Genomic DNA, 18,760 nt, shown 5'->3' with positions numbered 1-18,760 from the left:
CCATGGCCCCGCGAATAATTCTCATTGGTCCTATGGGTTCAGGAAAGTCCACAATTGGAAAATCACTTGCGAATAAACTCTCGTTGGAATTTCGCGATACGGATTCTGTCATTGAACAACGAGAGAACAAGTCAGTCTCACAAATCTTCATCGAGGATGGAGAAGCTGCCTTTCGTGCCATAGAGCGAGAGATTTTGCAGCAAGAACTTCAAGCGAGTGACACGGTGTTAGCACTTGGTGGCGGAGCTCCGATTTCTACTGAGGCACAATCTGCACTAACAGCGACTTCATCCCACGTTGTATATCTTGATATCTCTTTAGCCAACGTTGCGCCTCGTATCGGTTTCAATCGTGATCGTCCTTTGCTTCTCAATAATCCCCGAGGACAATGGCAGACGCTGATGGAAGCGCGCCGGCCTATTTACGAGGCTATAGCCGATACAGTCGTTGACGTGAATAAGCGCTCTCAGAGTGAAATCGTGGCGCAGATACTTGAGGTTCTTGGATGAAAAGCATTGAAGTTCGGGCAGAACATAACTACTCGGTATTAGTCGACACGCCTTATTTGCAGGCGCTGGCACCCCATTTCAAAGGGCGCGAGCGAATTGCTGTTATTTTCTCAGAATCGATGAAAGCTTCAATCCCTCAGATTGATGCGCAAGAATCAGAAGTTTTCTACTTCGGAATTCCTGATTCGGAAAAAGGTAAGAGCTCAGAGACTCTTCTGAGGGTTTGGGATTGGTTGGGATCAGCCGGGTTCACACGCTCTGATTTGATTGTCGCAATCGGTGGGGGAGCAGTGACGGATTTTGCTGGTTTTGCTGCCGCGTCGTGGTTGCGCGGATTAGATTGGATAGCAGTTCCCACCACTGTGGCAGGAATGGTTGATGCAGCAGTTGGTGGTAAGACCGGCATTAATAGCGATTTTGGAAAGAACCTGATTGGGGCTTTTCATTCTCCGATAGAAGTGATTATCGACCCACAATGGTTGTCGACGCTCAGTGATCGTGATTTTGCAGCAGGTCTAGCAGAGGTTGTTAAGTGCGGATTTATTCGTGACCCACAGATTCTTTCTTTGATTGGGGATAAGAGCATCACGGATATCCGTGAATCGCGTGAACTTACAGTGGATCTGATCCATAGAGCGATCAGCGTTAAGGCGGATGTAGTCTCTGCTGACTTCAAGGAGAGTTTTGAGCGCGAGATTCTCAATTACGGACACACTTTTGGTCATGCAGTGGAGTTAGAGAGTAAGTACTCACTTCGTCATGGAGAGTGCGTGGCAATTGGAATGGTCTATGTGGCCCACCTAGCTCACTCACTGGGTCTGATGAACCAAGAGTTAGTCAATCAACACGTCAAGGTACTCAGTCAGTTGGGCCTACCTGTTCGCTATATGGAAGGGGATTGGCTAAACCTCCTAGCTACGATGAGAGTAGATAAGAAATCACGCGGAAAGCAGATTCGTTTTGTGGTGATCTCCGAGATAGCCAAAACCGAGAGAGTCGAATCGGTAACTGACGACCAACTCCTAGCCGCATATGAGAAGGTTAGCCAATGAAGGTATTAGTACTTAATGGTCCAAATCTCGGGCGGCTCGACATTCGAGACTCTTCCATCTACGGGGATATGACGTATCCGGCATTGGTGAGTCATATTGAAAACGCTGCAAAGACTCATGGCTTTGAGGCCGATGTTCGCCAGAGCAATGATGAGTCCGAGATTATCGGCTGGTTACATGAAGCTGCCGATACTAAGACTCCAGTCATTATCAACCCAGCTGCCTTTACTCACTACTCGTATGCAATTCGTGATGCCGCAGATCTGGTTAAGGCACCTCTCATCGAAGTGCATCTATCGAACCCGCTTGCTCGTGAAGAATTCCGTCATACCTCAGTTATTTCAGGTGTGGCAAATGGAACTATCGGTGGATTTGGGCCAAATTCATATGTACTAGCGCTCATCGCCTTGAAGGCACTTCTTACATAATTTGATGAGGTAAAGTTCGCTCTCTATTGCACTTCGATGGGCGAAGGCATGAACTGGGGTTATCGTGGCAACTACAAATGATCTAAAAAATGGCATGACACTTGATATCGATGGTCAGCTATGGACTGTGGTTGAATTTCAGCACGTTAAGCCCGGCAAAGGCCCAGCATTCGTTCGCACAAAGCTTAAGCAAGTAATGACAGGCAAAGTTGTCGATAAGACATTTAACGCAGGTGTCAAGATTGAGATTGCGATCCTCGAAAAGCGTGAGATGAACTTCCTATATAAGGAAGGCGATGATTTCGTATTTATGGATAACGTAAATTTTGATCAGATGACTATCTCGGCAGCTACCGTTGGTGAAGCTTCAAATTACATGCTAGAAAACACCGAAGCGATAGTCGCGATTCACGAAGGAAACCCGCTCTACCTGGAATTGGCCGCATCCGTCCCACTGAAAATTACTTACACTGAACCAGGACTCCAGGGTGATCGCTCTTCCGGTGGAACAAAGCCAGCAACAGTTGAGACTGGAATCCAGATTCAGGTTCCATTGTTTATTAAGCAGGATGAAATTGTTCTTGTTGACACACGCGATGGTTCTTATCTGGGTCGCGCCAACTAGTGTCGGCTCGCAGTAAAGCTCGTAAACAGACGTTAGATCTGCTTTACGAGTCAGATATCCGTGGTTCATCGGCCGCTCATTTATTAATTCTTCGTGATATTCCAGATGAGGGGCCAGGTTCAAGGCCGATAAGAGATTTCACAAAAGCGCTCATTGGTGGCATCACCGAAAACCGGCGAAAAATCGATGAGCTGATTGCAACCTATGCCCAAGGCTGGGACATGGATCGTCTTCCAGCTGTTGATCGCAACATTCTTCGTCTTGCTATCTACGAGATCATCTGGTCAGATGATGTGGAAGATGCGGTCGCTATCGATGAGGCACTAAATCTGGCAAGGGATCTTTCCACCGATGAGTCAGCCGGATATATTCATGGTGTTTTGGGAAGAATTTCGACAATCAAAGCCAGCATTGCCCGTTAATTAACGAATTCTCAGTAGGAGCGTTTCCCGCTCAAGCCATTTCGTCACATCCTCTTCGCTCTCGTCGAAGAGTATGGCCAGCGTTGCAATGTCAGTTATGCGCAAGGAAATAACTTCACCATTCCAATCTTGCCTCGTACGCACTATTTTCTGCAGCAGCCTGGAGAGATTGGCGTATTTCTCCATCTCGTTTCTACCTTCTTGCTGTACTCGATTATTGATAAGGCGTAGATCTAGAATGATTTTCGACCCGTAACGTCTCTCTCTATTTTCAGAGTTGCCGAATATCTCCGAAATCGGTACCTGGTAGAGCGCGGCTATCTGCAGTGCGCGCTTGACACTCAAAGAACGTGCACCTCTTTCGTATGAACCTAGAACAACGGCCTTGATCCGGCCCTGACTAAGGGTTTCCACATCTGAAAGGGAGAGTGACTTGGAATGTCTGATTGCGCGAAGTGTGGAATTAATCTCGTTCACTGTGGGTTGTTGATACATCCAGCGAGGGTATGGGTTGGGCGGACACGGCAGCGCCGGCTATCCACAGAGCTCTGCTGGTGCTGGTATCATTGCGCCGCATCCTTTAACGACCCGTCCTGCGAGGCGGGGAAGGAGATTTAGATGAGTGTTGCCCTGCCTGCGCCAGATATAACGCGCGCTGTAACTCGCATTGCCCATGAAATTCTCGAACGAAACTTAGGTTCTGCTACAGTAACTCTCTTAGGAATTCCAACTCGCGGTGCACATTTGGCACTTCGGATCGCTGCCGCAATTGAATCAATCGCAGGAGTCCCGGTTGAGTGCGGAACTCTGGATATCACCATGCATCGCGATGACCTGCGTCTGCGTGCTCCGCGAGCTCTAGCTCCAACGCGGATTCCACCATCGGGGATTGAAAACCGAAATGTAGTTCTTATTGATGATGTTCTCTTCTCAGGACGCACTATCCGCGCCGCCCTGGATGCCCTGGGCGAGGTCGGGCGACCAAAAACCGTGCAACTTGCCGTCTTAGTTGATCGGGGCCACCGTCAGCTACCCATAAGGGCCGATTATGTGGGAAAGAATCTTCCGACATCAGCGCAACAGATAATTAGAGTGCATCTAGTTGAAACTGATGGCGCAGATGAGGTACTACTGGAAGAGGCGGCTGGATGATGCGCCACTTACTATCAATTAACGATCTGACAAAAACAGATGCCCTCTCAATCTTAAATACAGCAGAGACGCTGGCTCGAGCATCTGATGGCCCGATGAAGAAGCTGCCGACCTTGCGCGGGAGAACGATTGTCAATCTCTTCGCTGAGGATTCCACCAGAACGCGCATCTCCTTTGAAGCAGCGGCGAAACGATTATCAGCAGATGTCATCAACTTTTCTGCCAAGGGTTCGAGTTTGAGTAAAGGGGAGTCCTTGAAAGATACCGCTCAAACCTTGCAAGCGATGGGAGCTGATGCGGTCATTATCAGACACAAAGCCTCTGGTGCTGCCCACACTTTAGCTAAGGGTGAGTGGATGTCTGGTTCTGTGATTAACGCAGGGGATGGAACTCATGAGCACCCAAGTCAGGCACTGCTGGATGCTTTTACTATTCGCAAGCATTGCGCACGGGGAAATGAAGATTTAACTGGCCTTCGGATCGCAATCGTGGGGGACATCTTGCACTCACGTGTTGCTCGCTCCAATGTCGCGCTCCTTACGATGTTGGGAGCGAAAGTAGTTCTAGTCGCGCCTCCAACGCTGCTTCCTATTGGCGTTTCGTCTTGGCCGGCAGAAGTTTCTTACGACTTCGACTCTGTCATCGGTGAGGTTGATGCGGTAATCATGCTGCGCATCCAGATCGAGCGAATGACGGAGATGTATCTGCCCAACGCACGTGAGTACTCGCGCTTCTTCGGACTCGATAAAGATCGACTCTCGAAAATGAAAACGAACGCTATCGTCATGCACCCAGGTCCAATGAATCGTGGCGTGGAGATTTCGGCTGAGAGCGCCGACAGCGCCCGATCAGTGATTGTGGAGCAAGTAAAAAATGGTGTCAGCGTCCGAATGGCAATCTTGTACTTGTTACTTGCTGGAACTGCGGAATTGGAGATCTGACTATGAGCCAGAAACTATTCATTAAAGGCGGAACCCTCGCGAACGGAACCAAAGCTGATATCAGCATCACAGATGGTGTTATTACCTCAATAGCTACTTTGCCGAGCGCGCCAGATGGCGCACATGTAATCGAAGCCAAAGATTGCATCATTCTTCCCGGTCTTGTTGATTTACATACTCATCTGCGTGAACCTGGTAAGGAGAGCGCGGAAACAGTTCTCTCTGGATCTAAAGCTGCTGCCAAAGGTGGTTATGTCGCGGTCAGTGCGATGGCCAACACAACACCGGTTGCAGATAACGCTAGCGTTGTTGAACATGTCTATCGCTTAGGACAAAAAGCGGGACTCGTTGATGTTTTTCCGGTTGGCGCTGTGACGCAAGGTCTCGCTGGTGAAAACTTGGCAGATATTGGTGCGATGGCGAATTCAGAGGCGCGAGTGCGAGTCTTTAGTGATGATGGCAATTGCGTCTCGGATGCACTTGTGATGCGACATGCACTTGAATATGTCAAAGGCTTTGATGGTGTCATCGCCCAGCATGCGCAAGAGCCGCGCCTGACCCAAGGCGCGCAGATGAATGAAGGAATAGTTTCATCGCAACTTGGCTTAAAGGGTTGGCCAGCTATTGCAGAAGAGGCAATCATCGCGCGCGATATTCTCTTGGCTGATTTCCTGCAGGCACGCTTACATATCTGTCATGTCACTACAGCTGGTGGAGTTGAGATAATTCGTTGGGCGAAAGCGCGCGGTATTGCAGTGACTGCGGAAGTGACACCTCATCACTTACTGCTCACCGACGAGCTAGCTAGAAGTTATGACGCGGTATATAAAGTGAACCCGCCGCTAAGAACTGAAAAAGACGTGATGGCACTGCGCGAGGGATTGGCGCAAGGCATCATCGATATTGTGGCAACCGATCACGCACCGCACGCGACCGAGAGCAAGGAATGCGAGTGGCAGGAAGCAGCATTTGGAATGCTCGGTCTTGAAACCGCTCTCCCGATAGTCAATCAGACAATGGTGCAGACGGGTCTGATGAGTTGGGAAAAGGTTGCTGCGCGCATGAGTTCTGCTCCGGCCCAGATTGCTCGCTATGAGAATCATGGTCAGGAGATTGCCGTTGGAGCTAAGGCACACATCACTGTGATTAACCCGACGGCAACTCACCGGGTGGATCGAGATCTGGTTTTATCGAGAAGTCGCAATACTCCCTTCCATGGCTTAGAGCTGCCGGGCGTAATCATGGCTACAGTCTTTGGTGGGAAATTGACATACGAAGGGAGTAAATAGTGTCGCAAGCATTCTTCGTTCTCGATGACGGCCGAATCTTCCAGGGTCAGTCGTGGGCTGCCACCGGTAAGACATTTGGAGAAGCAGTTTTTCAGACCGGTATGACTGGCTATCAAGAAACGTTGACAGATCCGTCGTATCACAAGCAGGTTGTCGTGATGACAGCACCTCACATTGGCAATACTGGTGTTAATACTTTTGATAACGAGTCAAGCAAATACTGGGTGGCAGGTTTTGTGGTCCGAAATCCATCGACTGTTACCAGTAATTGGCGAAGTGAAAAAGACCTTGAATCGGAATTGATTAGCCAGGGAATTGTGGGTATTCAAGGGGTGGATACACGCGCCATCACTCGTCACCTACGTGATCGAGGAGCAATGAAGGTCGGCATATTCTCTGGTCTTGACCTCACTCGTGAAGAGATGGTTGTGGAAGTTCGCAAACAAGCCGATATGGCTGGTTCCTATCTGTGCGCCGATGTCTCAACTCCAAAGACCTATGTTGTTCCAGCACAAGGTGTGAAGAAGTACACCGTTGCCGCAATTGATCTAGGGATAAAGGGAGCAACGCCACGAGCGATGGCACAACGCGGGATTGAAGTACATGTCATGCCCTATAACGTCACCCTCGATGAGATCTTGGCTATCAATCCAGACGGAGTATTTCTCTCCAACGGTCCTGGAGATCCAGCAACTATGACGCAAACTATTGAGTTGGTTCGTAGTCTACTTTTGGAGGAGATTCCTATCTTCGGAATTTGCTTCGGACATCAAATTCTTGGTCGCGCACTCGGTTTCGAAACCTACAAACTACAGTTCGGCCATCGAGGGATTAACCAACCGGTGCTTGATAAGCGAAGCGGTAAGGTTGAAATCACAGCGCACAACCATGGCTTTGCACTAAAAGCACCTACCGATTCAGGTTTCTCCACTGTATACGGCCTCGGTCAAGTGACCCACATCTGTCTTAATGATGGTGTTGTGGAAGGTATCGAACTACTTGAACGTGGGGCCTTTAGTGTTCAGTACCACCCGGAAGCAGCAGCTGGGCCTCACGATGCTGCTTATCTCTTTGATCAGTTTGTAGAGATGATGGCTAAATATCCAAGATTGGCGGCTTCCGAGTAATGGCACGTGATGAGTCAATCAAGAGTGTTTTAGTCATTGGTTCCGGCCCGATTGTTATCGGTCAGGCTTGTGAATTTGATTATTCCGGAACGCAAGCTTGCCGAGTCCTGCGGGCTGAGGGTATTCGAGTCATCTTAGTGAACTCGAATCCCGCAACAATTATGACTGACCCTGAATTTGCGGATGCAACTTATATAGAGCCCATTACGCCGGAGTTTATTGAGCGGATCATCGCAAAAGAGCGACCAGATGCTGTCCTTGCGACCCTTGGAGGACAGACTGCGCTCAATGCAGCAATTGGATTATTCCAGGCAGGAACACTTGCTAAATACAATGTGAAGCTCATTGGCGCAGATGTCGCGGCGATTGAACGTGGCGAGAACCGCGAAATCTTTAGAACTATTGTTGAGAAGATTGGTGGCGAGTCAGCCAAATCAATAATCTGTCACACCATTGAAGATGTTATGGGCGCCGTGGCCGTACTAAATTACCCAGTAGTGATTCGACCATCTTTTACTATGGGTGGGCTAGGTTCCGGAATCGCCTTTGATGAGACAACACTTCGACAGATCGCAGGGGCTGGATTAAGACATAGCCCAACGTCAGAGGTTCTGATCGAAGAGTCGATTATTGGTTGGAAAGAGTATGAATTAGAGGTTATGCGCGATAGAGCGGATAACGTGGTTATTGTCTGCAGCATTGAAAATATTGACCCAATGGGTGTTCATACGGGTGACTCTATTACCGTGGCACCAGCGCTTACTTTGACTGATGTTGAATTCCAAAAACTTCGCAATCTCTCCATCGATATTATTCGCGAAGTTGGCGTTGATACGGGCGGATGTAATATTCAGTTTGCGGTAAATCCTGATACCGGGCGCATCATCGTAATTGAGATGAATCCACGAGTATCACGCTCTAGCGCCCTGGCCTCCAAAGCAACTGGTTTTCCAATTGCAAAGATTGCAACAAAACTAGCAATCGGCTACACCCTGGATGAGATCAAGAACGATATCACACAGGTCACTCCAGCTTCCTTCGAACCAACCCTGGATTACATTGTTGTGAAAGCTCCTAGATTCGCTTTTGAAAAGTTCCAAGATGCGGATCCTCGTTTGACCACCACAATGAAGAGCGTGGGAGAAGCAATGGCCATTGGACGTTCTTTCCCAGAAGCGTTGATGAAAGCGCTTCGTTCATTAGAGCGTAAAGAGGCAACCTTCACATTCCCCAAGAACTTCCCGGACTCCCAAAAAGGATCACTTCTAGAATCTATGAAGATTCCCACCGAGTATCGAATTCAGCAGGTTCAGCTAGCTATGTGGTGTGGTGCGACCGTCGAAGAAGTTTATGCATCGACGAAGATTGATCGCTGGTACTTGCGCCAAATTGAATTGATTAATCAAGAAGCAGCGCGAATTGCTGAACCAGGGGAGTTAACTGCAGATGTTTTGCGCGCAGCTAAAAGTATGGGGTTTTCCGACATACAAATTTCTCGCTTGCGGGAAGCAACAGAGGAAGATGTCCGTAAAGCGCGTCATCACTCCAATATTCGTCCCGTCTATAAAACAGTAGATACATGCGCAGCAGAGTTTGAAGCGTTCACTCCATATCATTATTCAAGTTATGAAGAAGAGACAGAGGTGCGTCCGCGCACAAGGCCGGCTGTGATTATTTTAGGCAGCGGACCGAACCGAATTGGTCAAGGCATTGAATTTGATTACTCCTGTGTCCATGCCTCATTCACCTTGAGGGAAGCCGATTTTGAAACGATTATGATCAACTGTAATCCGGAGACTGTTTCTACCGACTACGACACCAGTGATCGTCTTTATTTTGAACCATTGACCTTAGAGGATGTACTTGAAGTTGTGCATGCGGAGTCGCTCGCCGGTCCAGTGTTGGGAGTCATCACCCAGTTAGGTGGACAAACCCCACTTGGACTTGCAGCAGGTCTGAAAGCAGCCGGAGTTACGATTCTCGGAACTAGTCCAGAAGCAATTAATTTGGCGGAAGAACGCGGTGCATTTGGCCAAGTCTTGGCAGATCAGGGACTTACTGCGCCAGAGTTTGGAATGGCGGCAACACAATTAGAAGCGCTCTCGATCGCCCAACGTATTGGTTACCCAGTTCTCGTTCGCCCGAGCTTTGTTCTCGGCGGACGAGGTATGGAAATTGTCTATGATGATGAATCTCTCTCATCCTTCATCGCCCGGGCTACCGATATCACTCCGGATCATCCGGTTCTAGTGGATCGATTCTTGGATTCTGCCATCGAATTGGATGTTGACGCACTCTACGATGGTCAGGAACTCTTCTTGGGTGGAATCATGGAACACATCGAAGAGGCGGGAATACATTCAGGAGATAGCGCCTGTGTTCTTCCGGCAATGACTATTAGTGAAGATCAGCGCAAAGCTATCCGGGAGGCGACTCTTAAGATTGCCCAGGGTGTTGGCGTTCGAGGGTTAATTAATATTCAATTCGCTATGGCCGAAAAGGTTTTATATGTTCTTGAGGCGAATCCACGCGCTTCACGCACGGTTCCATTCGTGAGCAAAGCAACGGGTGTGCCGCTGGCAAAGGCTGCGGCCCGGATTTCACTTGGATCAACGATTGCCGAGTTGCGTCTTGAATCCATGTTGCCAGCCGAGGGTGATGCAATCGCAAAGGGCATTAGCGTGAAAGAGGCGGTCTTGCCTTGGAATCGATTCAGGAGAGTCGATGGACGAGGAGTGGATGCAGTTCTTGGACCAGAGATGCGTTCTACCGGAGAAGTCATGGGTATTGCAGATAACTTCGGTGAAGCCTATGCAAAATCGCAGATAAGTTCATTTGGTCCACTGCCTAAATCTGGAACCGTCTTTATCTCATTGGCTGATAAAGACAAGAGCTCTGGTGTTGAACCAGCACGTAAACTCTCCGGACTAGGCTTTAGGTTGCTGGCAACAGATGGAACTGCGAAGTTATTGGAACAATCTGGCGTGAGTGTGGTGCGTGTGCGCAAGAACTCTGAGGGAACTGGACCGATGGGTGAGAAGACAATCGTTGAGATGCTCAACGCTGGTGATATCGATTTGGTAATCAATACTCCAGTGGGTCGAGGAACGCGCGCAGATGGATGGGCAATTAGAACCGCATCAGTGCAACGATCGATACCGATTATCACCACGACAGCTGGCTTTAGTGCCGCAGTAGAAGGTATTAAAGCGATTCAAGCTGGGGCTATGCCGGTGAAGCCTATTCAAGAGTGGCTGGGCAAGTAGTGAACACGATCAATAAGAGCGCGGTTCAACAAATTGCGACTATTCACTCCAATAAACGAGTCGGTGCCTATCACCAGATTCTGATCAACGTGGGAGAGATGGTTAAGAGTTGTCGACCGGGAAACTTTGTTGCGATCAGCGTTGGTGGCGATAGCTCACGAATGATTTTGCGTCGTGCCTTTGCAATCTCTCGAGTATCCGATAGCAGTCAGTATGGCGGAACGATGGAACTGATCGTTGCCCCTCATGGCGCAGGCTCAAAGTGGTTATGTGCGCAACCTGAAGGTTCAGAGCTCGACATCGTTGCCCCGCTGGGAACGTCATTTGGAATACCAACAGAGCCAATCAATGCCCTGCTTGTTGGTGGTGGCTATGGTTCGGCGCCGCTATTTGGACTCGCAGATGTTCTGAAGAATCGCGGATGCAAGGTTGATATGTTGCTAGGTGCCAGTATCGGTACCAAGATTTATGCACCCATGGAGGGTAAGCGTTCTGTTAATTCGCTGAAGATTTACACCGAAGACGGTTCAATGGGAGAGAAAGGGCGAGTGACAGAATCACTCCTGGAAATCATCTCCAATCGAAGTATTGATGTGATTTACTCATGCGGCCCGATGGGAATGCTTCGAGCGATAACTGAGTTAGTTGCAAATACTGAAGTGATTCACCAATGTGCTGTTGAAGAATCGATGGCGTGTGGTATCGGAATTTGTATGACCTGTGTTCTACCGGTTCGAAATGAAGACGGTTCAACTTCGATGCTGCGCTCTTGTATTGATGGTCCGGTGATGGATGGCTCTCACGTGCAATGGGATCTTGTAGGCCGTATTCCGGAGGCTCACCAGTGACCCTTCCGGTAGATATGTCCACAACGCTGGCAAATGCTTGGTTTCCCACCCCAATTTTTACCGCAAGTGGTTGTGCCAGCAGTGGCAAGGAGTTATCACAATTCTTTGCACTCAAAGATGTGGGAGCAATCGTTACTAAATCAGTGATGACAAAGCCGCGTCATGGTCGCCCGACCCCTCGTATGGCGGAAACACCATCGGGAATGCTTAACTCCATCGGGCTGCAAGGTCCAGGCATAGATGCCTTCCTTGCAAACGATTTACCGTGGCTGCTTGAACAAAAAGCTCGAGTGGTAGTTTCGATTGCAGGGGAGACGATTGAGGAGTATTCAACGTTAGCTCGTAAAATTAGATCGGCGTCTGGAATTAGTGCGCTAGAAGTCAATATTTCTTGTCCGAATGTGGAAAACCGAGGTTTGGTCTTTGCCTGCGACCCCGATGCTTCCAGGCGCGTGATTGATGGAGTGCGAAAGACTATAGGGGGGGAGCTTCCCATCATTGCAAAGCTTTCGCCTGATGTAACTAATCTGCCAGAGATTGCCAAAGGTGTAGTTGATGCTGGCGCTGATGCACTGGCTCTGATAAACACCGTGCTTGGCATGGTAATAAATCTGGAGACAATGAAACCGCATTTAGGTGGGAAAACTGGCGGATTATCTGGACCTGCGATTAAGCCGATTGCAGTACGAGCGATCTATCAGGTACATGCTGCGCTGCCTCACGTTCCAATATTAGGAATGGGTGGTGTCTCCTCTGGTCGCGATGCACTCGAACTTATTCTTGCCGGAGCATCAGCGATCTCGGTAGGAACTGCCAGTTTCGGTAACCCGACCGCGCTAATAACTATTCAGAACGAGCTACGCGAACTGTTGGTAGCACGTGGTTTTGCAACTATGCAACAAGCCGTTGGATATGCGCATAGAGAAGAGACGCAATGAAAGCGCCGATAGTTCTTGCGGTTGATACACAGGATTTAGGAATAGCGCAACGTTGGATAGAGGCAACCCAGGATCATGTCAGTGTCTATAAGTTGGGTCTTGAATTTTTCCTTACCTTCGGCCATGAAGGGGTTAGGCGAATTAAAGGTTTGACCGATTCTGATATTTTTCTGGATTTGAAGCTGCATGACATCCCACACACAGTGGGAGCTGCTGCAACCGCGGTTGAGTCATTGAAACCAAGGTTCCTCACCGTTCATGCATCTGGTGGACGAGCGATGATTTCAGCTGCAGTACAAGCGCTTCCGACTACCGATGTCACGGCAGTAACGATTCTTACCTCACTCTCGGAAGAGGATCTCTTTGAAATCGGGTTCGCAAATAACGCACTTGAGAGCGCGGTTGCACTTGCCAAGATGTCTGTCGCAGCTGGTGCTCGCGCCATCGTTTGTTCACCGCTAGAGATTGCAGCAATCCGATCTGCTGTTGGAGATGAACCACACATCATCACACCTGGAGTTCGCCCCGAAGGCAGTTCTGGAGCAGATGATCAGAAGCGAACAATGACTCCTCGAGCAGCGATTGCCGCCGGCGCAAGCTACGTAGTTATCGGACGTCCAATCACGCAGGCGTGGGCGCAAGGCGCGAATGCTATGACTACCGCTGCGCGCACAATCGCTGAAGATATTCTGCAGTAAGTTAAAAACATGGGTACCCCGCCGCAACTGACCCCCGCCGAGCGTGCTAGCGCCCTGGCGAAAGCGAAAGCTGCCAGACAGGAGCGCTCAGAAGTTAAGTCTCGAATTAAAAGTGGTGAATTGAGTATTGCTGAGGTTATCGCTTTAGCTCAGAGCAATGAAGTTATTGCCAAGATGCGAGTTCTTGAGATGGTGGAATCAAAGAGTGGTGTGGGTAAAATTCGCGGTAAAGCGTTACTTGAAAAGCTTGAGATCTCCAGCACGAGGCGGATTCAAGGGCTAGGACGCTACCAACGAGCAGCGCTACTAAAGGAATTTGAATTGCCGACATCACTGCGCAGAGGAAAGCTGATTGTTCTCTCTGGTCCCGGGGGAGTAGGCAAGAGCACTGTTGCCAAGAAGTTACGGGAAGCCTCTGATTTTGTAGTCATTGTCTCTGCGACAACTCGTCCGGCAAGATTTAATGAAGTTGCGGGTGTTGACTACCACTATTTAACTGCAACGGAATTTGATGCTGCAGTTAAGAACAATGAGTTTCTAGAATGGGCCGAATTTGCCGGAGCTCGTTATGGAACACCACGACTACCAGTGGAAATCGCTCTGAGTGCTGGACAAAGTGTTCTTCTGGAGATCGAGATCGAGGGAGCCAAACAGGTGAAGGAAAAGATTCCGGAGTCAGTACTGGTCTTTCTCGAACCACCTAGTTGGGAGGAGTTGGTTTCGCGCTTAGAAGGCCGCGGCACAGATAGCGCAGAACGCAGGGCCTCACGTCTGGCCTTGGCGCAGGAAGAGCTCGCTGCAGCCTCTTTCTTCGATAAAGTCCTGGTAAATGACGAGGTCGAGAAGGTGGTTGCCAGCCTGATAGAATTGGCATCTGCCTAGTTCGGCGAATACTACTTTTTAGGAGTACATGCATGAGTGCACACATGGACGGAATCACTAACCCACCTATCGATGAGCTTCTCGATAAGGCTGGATCAAAGTATTCACTGGTTCTCTATGCTGCAAAGCGTGCACGTCAGATTAATGCTTACTATTCACAATTAGGTGAAGGCCTTCTTGAGTACGTGGGACCACTTGTGGACACACACGTTCACGAGAAGCCACTATCGATTGCACTTCGTGAGATTAACGAAGGTTTGCTGACAATCGAAAATCTTGAGCCAACTGCTTAATTAGCTCCACAATAGTTATGCAAGGACATGGCCGCGAAGTAATTCTCGGTGTTGGCGGCGGTATAGCTGCCTATAAATCTTGCGATTTACTGCGTCGCCTGCAAGATATTGGTTTCCTCGTAACAGTCGTGCCCACACCTTCGAGTTTGAATTTCGTGGGCGCGGCAACATGGGAAGCTCTTTCCGGGCGCGCTGTCACTACCGAAGTTTTTGAGAGCGTAGAAGAAGTTCGCCATGTCTCGTTAGCAAAGAAGGCTGATTTCATCATCATCGCTCCGGCAACTGCCGACTTGATTGCAAGAATTGCGGCAGGTCGAGCCGATGATCTTCTGACTAATGTCATCCTGGCAGCTAACGTTCCAGTTTTGATAGTTCCGGCAATGCATCCAAATATGTGGAGTGATCAAGCGACCACTGCAAATGTTCGAGTATTGCGAGAGCGTGGGTTTCACGTCTTAGATCCCGACGTCGGAGCACTCACCAGCGGTGATGTGGGCCAAGGAAGATTTCCAGAGACGGCCAAAATTCTGCAAGCTTTCTCGGAAGTAACTCAGGTGAAATCAGATTACTTAGGCAGGAGAGTCCTGGTGAGCGCAGGCGGTACTCGGGAACCAATAGATCCCATTCGCTTTATCGGAAACCAATCTTCTGGGAAACAAGGTTACGCCGTTGCCTTGCAGGCACTTCGACGAGGGGCAGATGTTGTACTCGTATCAGCAAATGCTTCACTGCCAGATATTGAAGGTGTTCAAACTATTCATGTGAAAACGGCATCTGAGATGCACGATGCTTTACATCGAGAATTTTCGCAGTGTGATGTTCTGGTGATGGCGGCAGCAGTTGCGGATGCGCGTCCTGAACAGATGCAGGATTCAAAGATTAAGAAAGCTTCACTTGCTACGATCAATCTGACGGAAAATGTGGATATTCTCAAGAGTCTTCATGACGTTAAGGTCAAGCAAGTAGTCGTGGCTTTTGCGGCAGAGACTTCCCATGACGCAACTGCAGCCCAAAGCAAGATGTTGGCTAAGGGTGCGGATATCCTCTATCTCAATGATGTTTCTGGGGGAGATATCTTCAATAGCGAGACAACTTTTGGCGAGATTTTTACCAGCGCTGGTGCCAGTTATAAAGTGGCCAAGACCACCAAAGACACGCTTGCCCAAGAACTACTCGACCATGCCCTCCATCAGTTAGGTTAATCCAATGTCTAAACGCCTATTTACCTCAGAATCAGTGACCGAAGGCCATCCAGATAAGATTGCAGATCAGATCTCTGATGCCATTCTTGATTCGCTGATAGCGCAGGATCCATCAAGCCGGGTAGCTGTTGAAACGTTGATCACAACTGGCCAAGTTCATGTTGCTGGTGAAGTAACGACTAACGGTTATGCCGATGTCATGGGAATTGTTCGCGATACTGTGATCGGTATCGGCTATGACTCCTCCGTAAAAGGCTTTGATGGAAATAGCTGTGGCGTTTCGATCTCCATTGGTCAGCAATCACCAGATATTGCCCAAGGTGTGGACGACGCATTTGAACATCGTGTTGCATCTGCGCTCGACCCACTTGACCTTCAGGGTGCCGGCGATCAGGGTCTCATGTTTGGTTACGCATGTGATGACACCAAAGAACTTATGCCGCTGCCAATCTGGCTCGCTCATGAGTTAGCACAGCAGCTTTCAAAGGTGAGAAAGTCCGGCGTGCTTCCATACTTGCGCCCTGACGGGAAAACACAGGTCACCATTGAATATGATGGAGATAAGGCTGTGGCACTCGATACCGTTGTCATCTCAAGCCAGCACGCAGAAGAAGTTGATGTTGCCGGGCAACTCACATCCGAGGTAATAGCCCAAGTAATTGATCCAGTTTTGGCAAAGATTGATCTTCCTCGTAAGGATATGAGAATCCTGATAAACCCAACGGGTCGCTTCGTTATTGGTGGACCGATGGGCGATGCGGGTCTCACAGGTCGCAAAATCATTGTCGATACCTATGGCGGAATGGCTCGCCATGGTGGTGGCGCATTTTCAGGAAAAGATCCGTCAAAGGTGGATCGGTCTGCCGCCTATGCGATGCGCTGGGTCGCTAAGAACGTAGTGGCAGCTGGTTTAGCTCGCCGTTGTGAAGTTCAAGTTGCCTATGCAATCGGAAAAGCTCAGCCGGTCGGAGTTTTCGTGGAGACATTTGGGACTGAAACCGTTCCTGTTCAGAAGATTCAAGCTGCTGTGACAACTGTTTTTGATTTACGTCCCGCTGCAATCATTCGCGATTTAAATCTCAAGCGTCCAATCTATTCTCAGACTGCTGCTTACGGTCACTTCGGTCGCGAGCTTCCTAATTTCACATGGGAAGTAACTAATCGTGTATCCGAACTGCAGGCAGCTGTTAAATAGGTTACCTGCACACCGTGGCACTTACGAGGCCACTACGTCTAAAGCGCGAAGTAATTCGCCGTGCGCCAGAGATCAGCACAACTGATAACCCTGTTGCGCGTTTATGGGTAGACAGCGGGGTTTTTCATCTAGATCAAAGCTATGACTATCTAGTTCCCGATAATCTTTCCGAGCAGGTTGCTGTGGGTGTTCGGGTTCAGGTTCCATTCAATGGCAGAGAGTGTGAAGCACTCGTTCTAGAACGCATAGCCATATCTTCGGGTCGAAGGCTTAAAAGTATAACCAAGGTGATTTCCCGCGTTCCGGTTGCTTCAAAACGCTCCTTAGATTTGATTGCACTCGTTGCGCACAGATGGGCATGTCATCCTTATGACGTAATTCGTTCTGCAATCCCTCCTCGTGTCGCAAGTGTCGAGAAGATGCACTGGATTGATAAGACTACTGATAGACCGGGTCAATCATCGGTACGTCAGTACCTTCAACTACCCGCATACCAAGATCCTTTCCAGACCCTAGCCAGGCACGTCACAAGCGTCCGAAGCAGTGGTTCAATCCTGGTAATAGTTCCAGATAATAAATCAGTGCTTCGATTGAGCAACCATTTTCCAGAGGCGCTCATTCTGGATTCAGATCTGCCGCGAAGTGAGAGATATGAGAATTTTCTGCGTGCCAGAACAACTCCGGCTCAGATCATTATCGGAACCAGAAGCGCCATTTTTGTCGATAGTCCAGATCTAGCATCAATCGTCGTCTTTAATGAATCATCGGAGCAATTCTTCGAAGTTCGATCCCCGGGATGGAACGCGAGAGATATAGCAATTCTTCGCGCGCGAAATGAAAATGTTGCTATCTACTGTGTGGGTTATAGCCCCAGTGCCGAAGTCGCTCGGCTTATCGATATCGGCTGGTTTGAATTCAAAGGCGCTAAGCAAAAGATTCGAGTTGATACTTTTCAGCAGGAATTTTCCGAGCTACTTCCGGGCAAGATCATTGGCGAGCTCCGCCGCTTGGTCAAACAGGGACCGATTCTCTTCATCGCACCCAGAAGGGGATATTCGCAATCAATTAGTTGTAGTAGTTGTCGAAATATCTCTACGTGTTCATGTGGTGGTCGGCTAGAGAAGAAGAGTGCCACGACGGCTATCTCTTGTTCGCTGTGTGCAAATGTCTATTCCGAGTGGGTCTGTCAGTATTGCGCCGGGCTCAAGCCGTTTCTTCTCAATCGTGGGAGTGAGCGATTCGCCCAAGAAATCGGAGTAGGCCTACCAGGTATTCCAATCACACTGTGTGAGGCCGAGAAGATGGTTGATGATTTTCAACTTAATTCTGGAATTGTCATTGCCACTCCCGGCGCAGCTCCAATGTCGGCCGATGGGTATGCCGCTGTTGTGATTCTCGACGGTGAGAAATTGCTTAATCAATCAGATCTCAGAGCCAAGGAGCGTGCCCGAGAAATATTCTTTACCCACGCTGCGCTATTGAACTCTTCGGGATCTGCATTGCTAGTTATCAATCACTCAAATCCCATAGTGGGCGCCCTTGCTTCCTGGAAACCATCTCTAATTTCCCGGCGAGAGTTGCAAGAGCGCGTCGAAGCCTCATTGCCTCCGTTCGTCAGGTCTATCTCACTTGATATTGATAGTACTGAGTCAGCCACACTGGTGAGGGCTCTGAATAAGTCTCGCGATGAAGGAAGACTTCCGAGGTCAACAAGGATTCTTGGACCATCAACTCTGAACACCTCTACACATCGGATTCTCTTACTTGCTCCACTTGAGGACGGTGAGGCGCTAGTTCTACTGATGCATGAGTTCCAACGAAGACGAAGTTCAACAAGGAAGAAGTTGGCAACGCTACGGATTGATCCATATTCGCTCTCGCGATAGGTAAGAT

At 49.1% G+C, this 18,760-nt stretch carries 19 protein-coding genes; 18 read left to right on the top strand and 1 reads right to left on the bottom strand.

Annotated features, from left to right (window positions below):
- The first annotated feature begins 2 nt into the window (after window positions 1-2).
- From A1sIIB142_RS03320 to nusB, 5 genes are all read left to right on the top strand, one after another.
- Window positions 3-509: a shikimate kinase gene (locus A1sIIB142_RS03320; protein ID WP_095693662.1), complete on the top strand. Its 507-nt coding sequence runs from the start codon at window positions 3-5 to the stop codon at window positions 507-509.
- Window positions 506-1,561 (top strand): 3-dehydroquinate synthase, encoded by a 1,056-nt coding sequence (aroB, locus tag A1sIIB142_RS03315; protein ID WP_095693661.1) that lies wholly within the window; start codon window positions 506-508, stop codon window positions 1,559-1,561. The genes A1sIIB142_RS03320 and aroB overlap by 4 nt, the downstream gene beginning before the upstream one ends.
- The gene (gene aroQ / locus A1sIIB142_RS03310; protein WP_095693660.1) at window positions 1,558-1,989 is read left to right on the top strand and encodes a type II 3-dehydroquinate dehydratase; all 432 of its coding nucleotides are present in this window, start codon (window positions 1,558-1,560) and stop codon (window positions 1,987-1,989) included. The genes aroB and aroQ overlap by 4 nt, the downstream gene beginning before the upstream one ends.
- A gap of 64 nt (window positions 1,990-2,053) precedes the next feature.
- Window positions 2,054-2,614, top strand: a complete 561-nt coding sequence (gene efp / locus A1sIIB142_RS03305; protein WP_095674833.1) for an elongation factor P — start codon at window positions 2,054-2,056, stop codon at window positions 2,612-2,614.
- Complete coding sequence (nusB, locus tag A1sIIB142_RS03300; RefSeq protein WP_095693659.1) at window positions 2,614-3,036, top strand: transcription antitermination factor NusB; 423 nt, start codon at window positions 2,614-2,616, stop codon at window positions 3,034-3,036. The genes efp and nusB overlap by 1 nt, the downstream gene beginning before the upstream one ends.
- Here the strand turns inward: nusB and A1sIIB142_RS03295 are convergent, their stop codons facing one another.
- Window positions 3,037-3,531, bottom strand: coding sequence for a hypothetical protein (locus A1sIIB142_RS03295; protein WP_095693658.1), 495 nt, complete (start codon window positions 3,529-3,531; stop codon window positions 3,037-3,039).
- 123 nt (window positions 3,532-3,654) lie between these two features.
- On the opposite strand from A1sIIB142_RS03295, the gene pyrR reads away from it, so the two are divergent.
- From pyrR to A1sIIB142_RS03230, 13 genes are read left to right on the top strand one after another with little or no spacing between them, the layout of a single operon-like run.
- Window positions 3,655-4,188: a bifunctional pyr operon transcriptional regulator/uracil phosphoribosyltransferase PyrR gene (pyrR, locus tag A1sIIB142_RS03290; RefSeq protein WP_095693657.1), complete on the top strand. Its 534-nt coding sequence runs from the start codon at window positions 3,655-3,657 to the stop codon at window positions 4,186-4,188.
- Window positions 4,188-5,129, top strand: coding sequence for an aspartate carbamoyltransferase catalytic subunit (locus A1sIIB142_RS03285; RefSeq protein WP_095694141.1), 942 nt, complete (start codon window positions 4,188-4,190; stop codon window positions 5,127-5,129). Before pyrR ends, A1sIIB142_RS03285 begins: the two co-directional genes overlap by 1 nt.
- A 2-nt stretch (window positions 5,130-5,131) precedes the next feature.
- Window positions 5,132-6,418, top strand: coding sequence for a dihydroorotase (locus A1sIIB142_RS03280; RefSeq protein ID WP_095693656.1), 1,287 nt, complete (start codon window positions 5,132-5,134; stop codon window positions 6,416-6,418).
- Window positions 6,418-7,545, top strand: a complete 1,128-nt coding sequence (gene carA / locus A1sIIB142_RS03275) for a glutamine-hydrolyzing carbamoyl-phosphate synthase small subunit (protein ID WP_095693655.1) — start codon at window positions 6,418-6,420, stop codon at window positions 7,543-7,545. Before A1sIIB142_RS03280 ends, carA begins: the two co-directional genes overlap by 1 nt.
- On the top strand, window positions 7,545-10,811 hold the full coding sequence (gene carB, locus A1sIIB142_RS03270) for a carbamoyl-phosphate synthase large subunit (RefSeq protein WP_095693654.1): 3,267 nt from the start codon (window positions 7,545-7,547) through the stop codon (window positions 10,809-10,811). Before carA ends, carB begins: the two co-directional genes overlap by 1 nt.
- Window positions 10,811-11,659 (top strand): dihydroorotate dehydrogenase electron transfer subunit, encoded by an 849-nt coding sequence (locus A1sIIB142_RS03265; protein ID WP_095693653.1) that lies wholly within the window; start codon window positions 10,811-10,813, stop codon window positions 11,657-11,659. The genes carB and A1sIIB142_RS03265 overlap by 1 nt, the downstream gene beginning before the upstream one ends.
- Before the next feature lie 14 nt (window positions 11,660-11,673).
- Entirely contained in the window at window positions 11,674-12,597 is a 924-nt protein-coding gene (locus tag A1sIIB142_RS03260; protein ID WP_095694140.1) for a dihydroorotate dehydrogenase, read from the top strand.
- On the top strand, window positions 12,594-13,295 hold the full coding sequence (gene pyrF, locus A1sIIB142_RS03255; RefSeq protein WP_095693652.1) for an orotidine-5'-phosphate decarboxylase: 702 nt from the start codon (window positions 12,594-12,596) through the stop codon (window positions 13,293-13,295). The genes A1sIIB142_RS03260 and pyrF overlap by 4 nt, the downstream gene beginning before the upstream one ends.
- 9 nt (window positions 13,296-13,304) lie before the next feature.
- Window positions 13,305-14,177: a guanylate kinase gene (gene gmk, locus A1sIIB142_RS03250; protein ID WP_095693651.1), complete on the top strand. Its 873-nt coding sequence runs from the start codon at window positions 13,305-13,307 to the stop codon at window positions 14,175-14,177.
- 32 nt (window positions 14,178-14,209) lie between these two features.
- On the top strand, window positions 14,210-14,470 hold the full coding sequence (gene rpoZ, locus A1sIIB142_RS03245; protein ID WP_017955438.1) for a DNA-directed RNA polymerase subunit omega: 261 nt from the start codon (window positions 14,210-14,212) through the stop codon (window positions 14,468-14,470).
- A 17-nt stretch (window positions 14,471-14,487) separates the two neighbouring features.
- On the top strand, window positions 14,488-15,672 hold the full coding sequence (coaBC, locus tag A1sIIB142_RS03240; RefSeq protein ID WP_095693650.1) for a bifunctional phosphopantothenoylcysteine decarboxylase/phosphopantothenate--cysteine ligase CoaBC: 1,185 nt from the start codon (window positions 14,488-14,490) through the stop codon (window positions 15,670-15,672).
- Between the two features lie 4 nt (window positions 15,673-15,676).
- Window positions 15,677-16,867, top strand: a complete 1,191-nt coding sequence (metK, locus tag A1sIIB142_RS03235) for a methionine adenosyltransferase (RefSeq protein ID WP_095693649.1) — start codon at window positions 15,677-15,679, stop codon at window positions 16,865-16,867.
- 14 nt (window positions 16,868-16,881) lie between these two features.
- Window positions 16,882-18,753, top strand: coding sequence for a primosomal protein N' family DNA-binding protein (locus tag A1sIIB142_RS03230; RefSeq protein ID WP_095693648.1), 1,872 nt, complete (start codon window positions 16,882-16,884; stop codon window positions 18,751-18,753).
- Window positions 18,754-18,760: the final 7 nt, after the last annotated feature.

Origin of the sequence: Candidatus Planktophila versatilis (assembly GCF_002288345.1) — a bacterium.
Lineage (GTDB): Bacteria > Actinomycetota > Actinomycetes > Nanopelagicales > Nanopelagicaceae > Planktophila > Planktophila versatilis_A.
The sequence above is the reverse complement of the archived record's forward strand: the minus strand, read 5'-3'. Positions and strand labels throughout refer to the sequence as shown.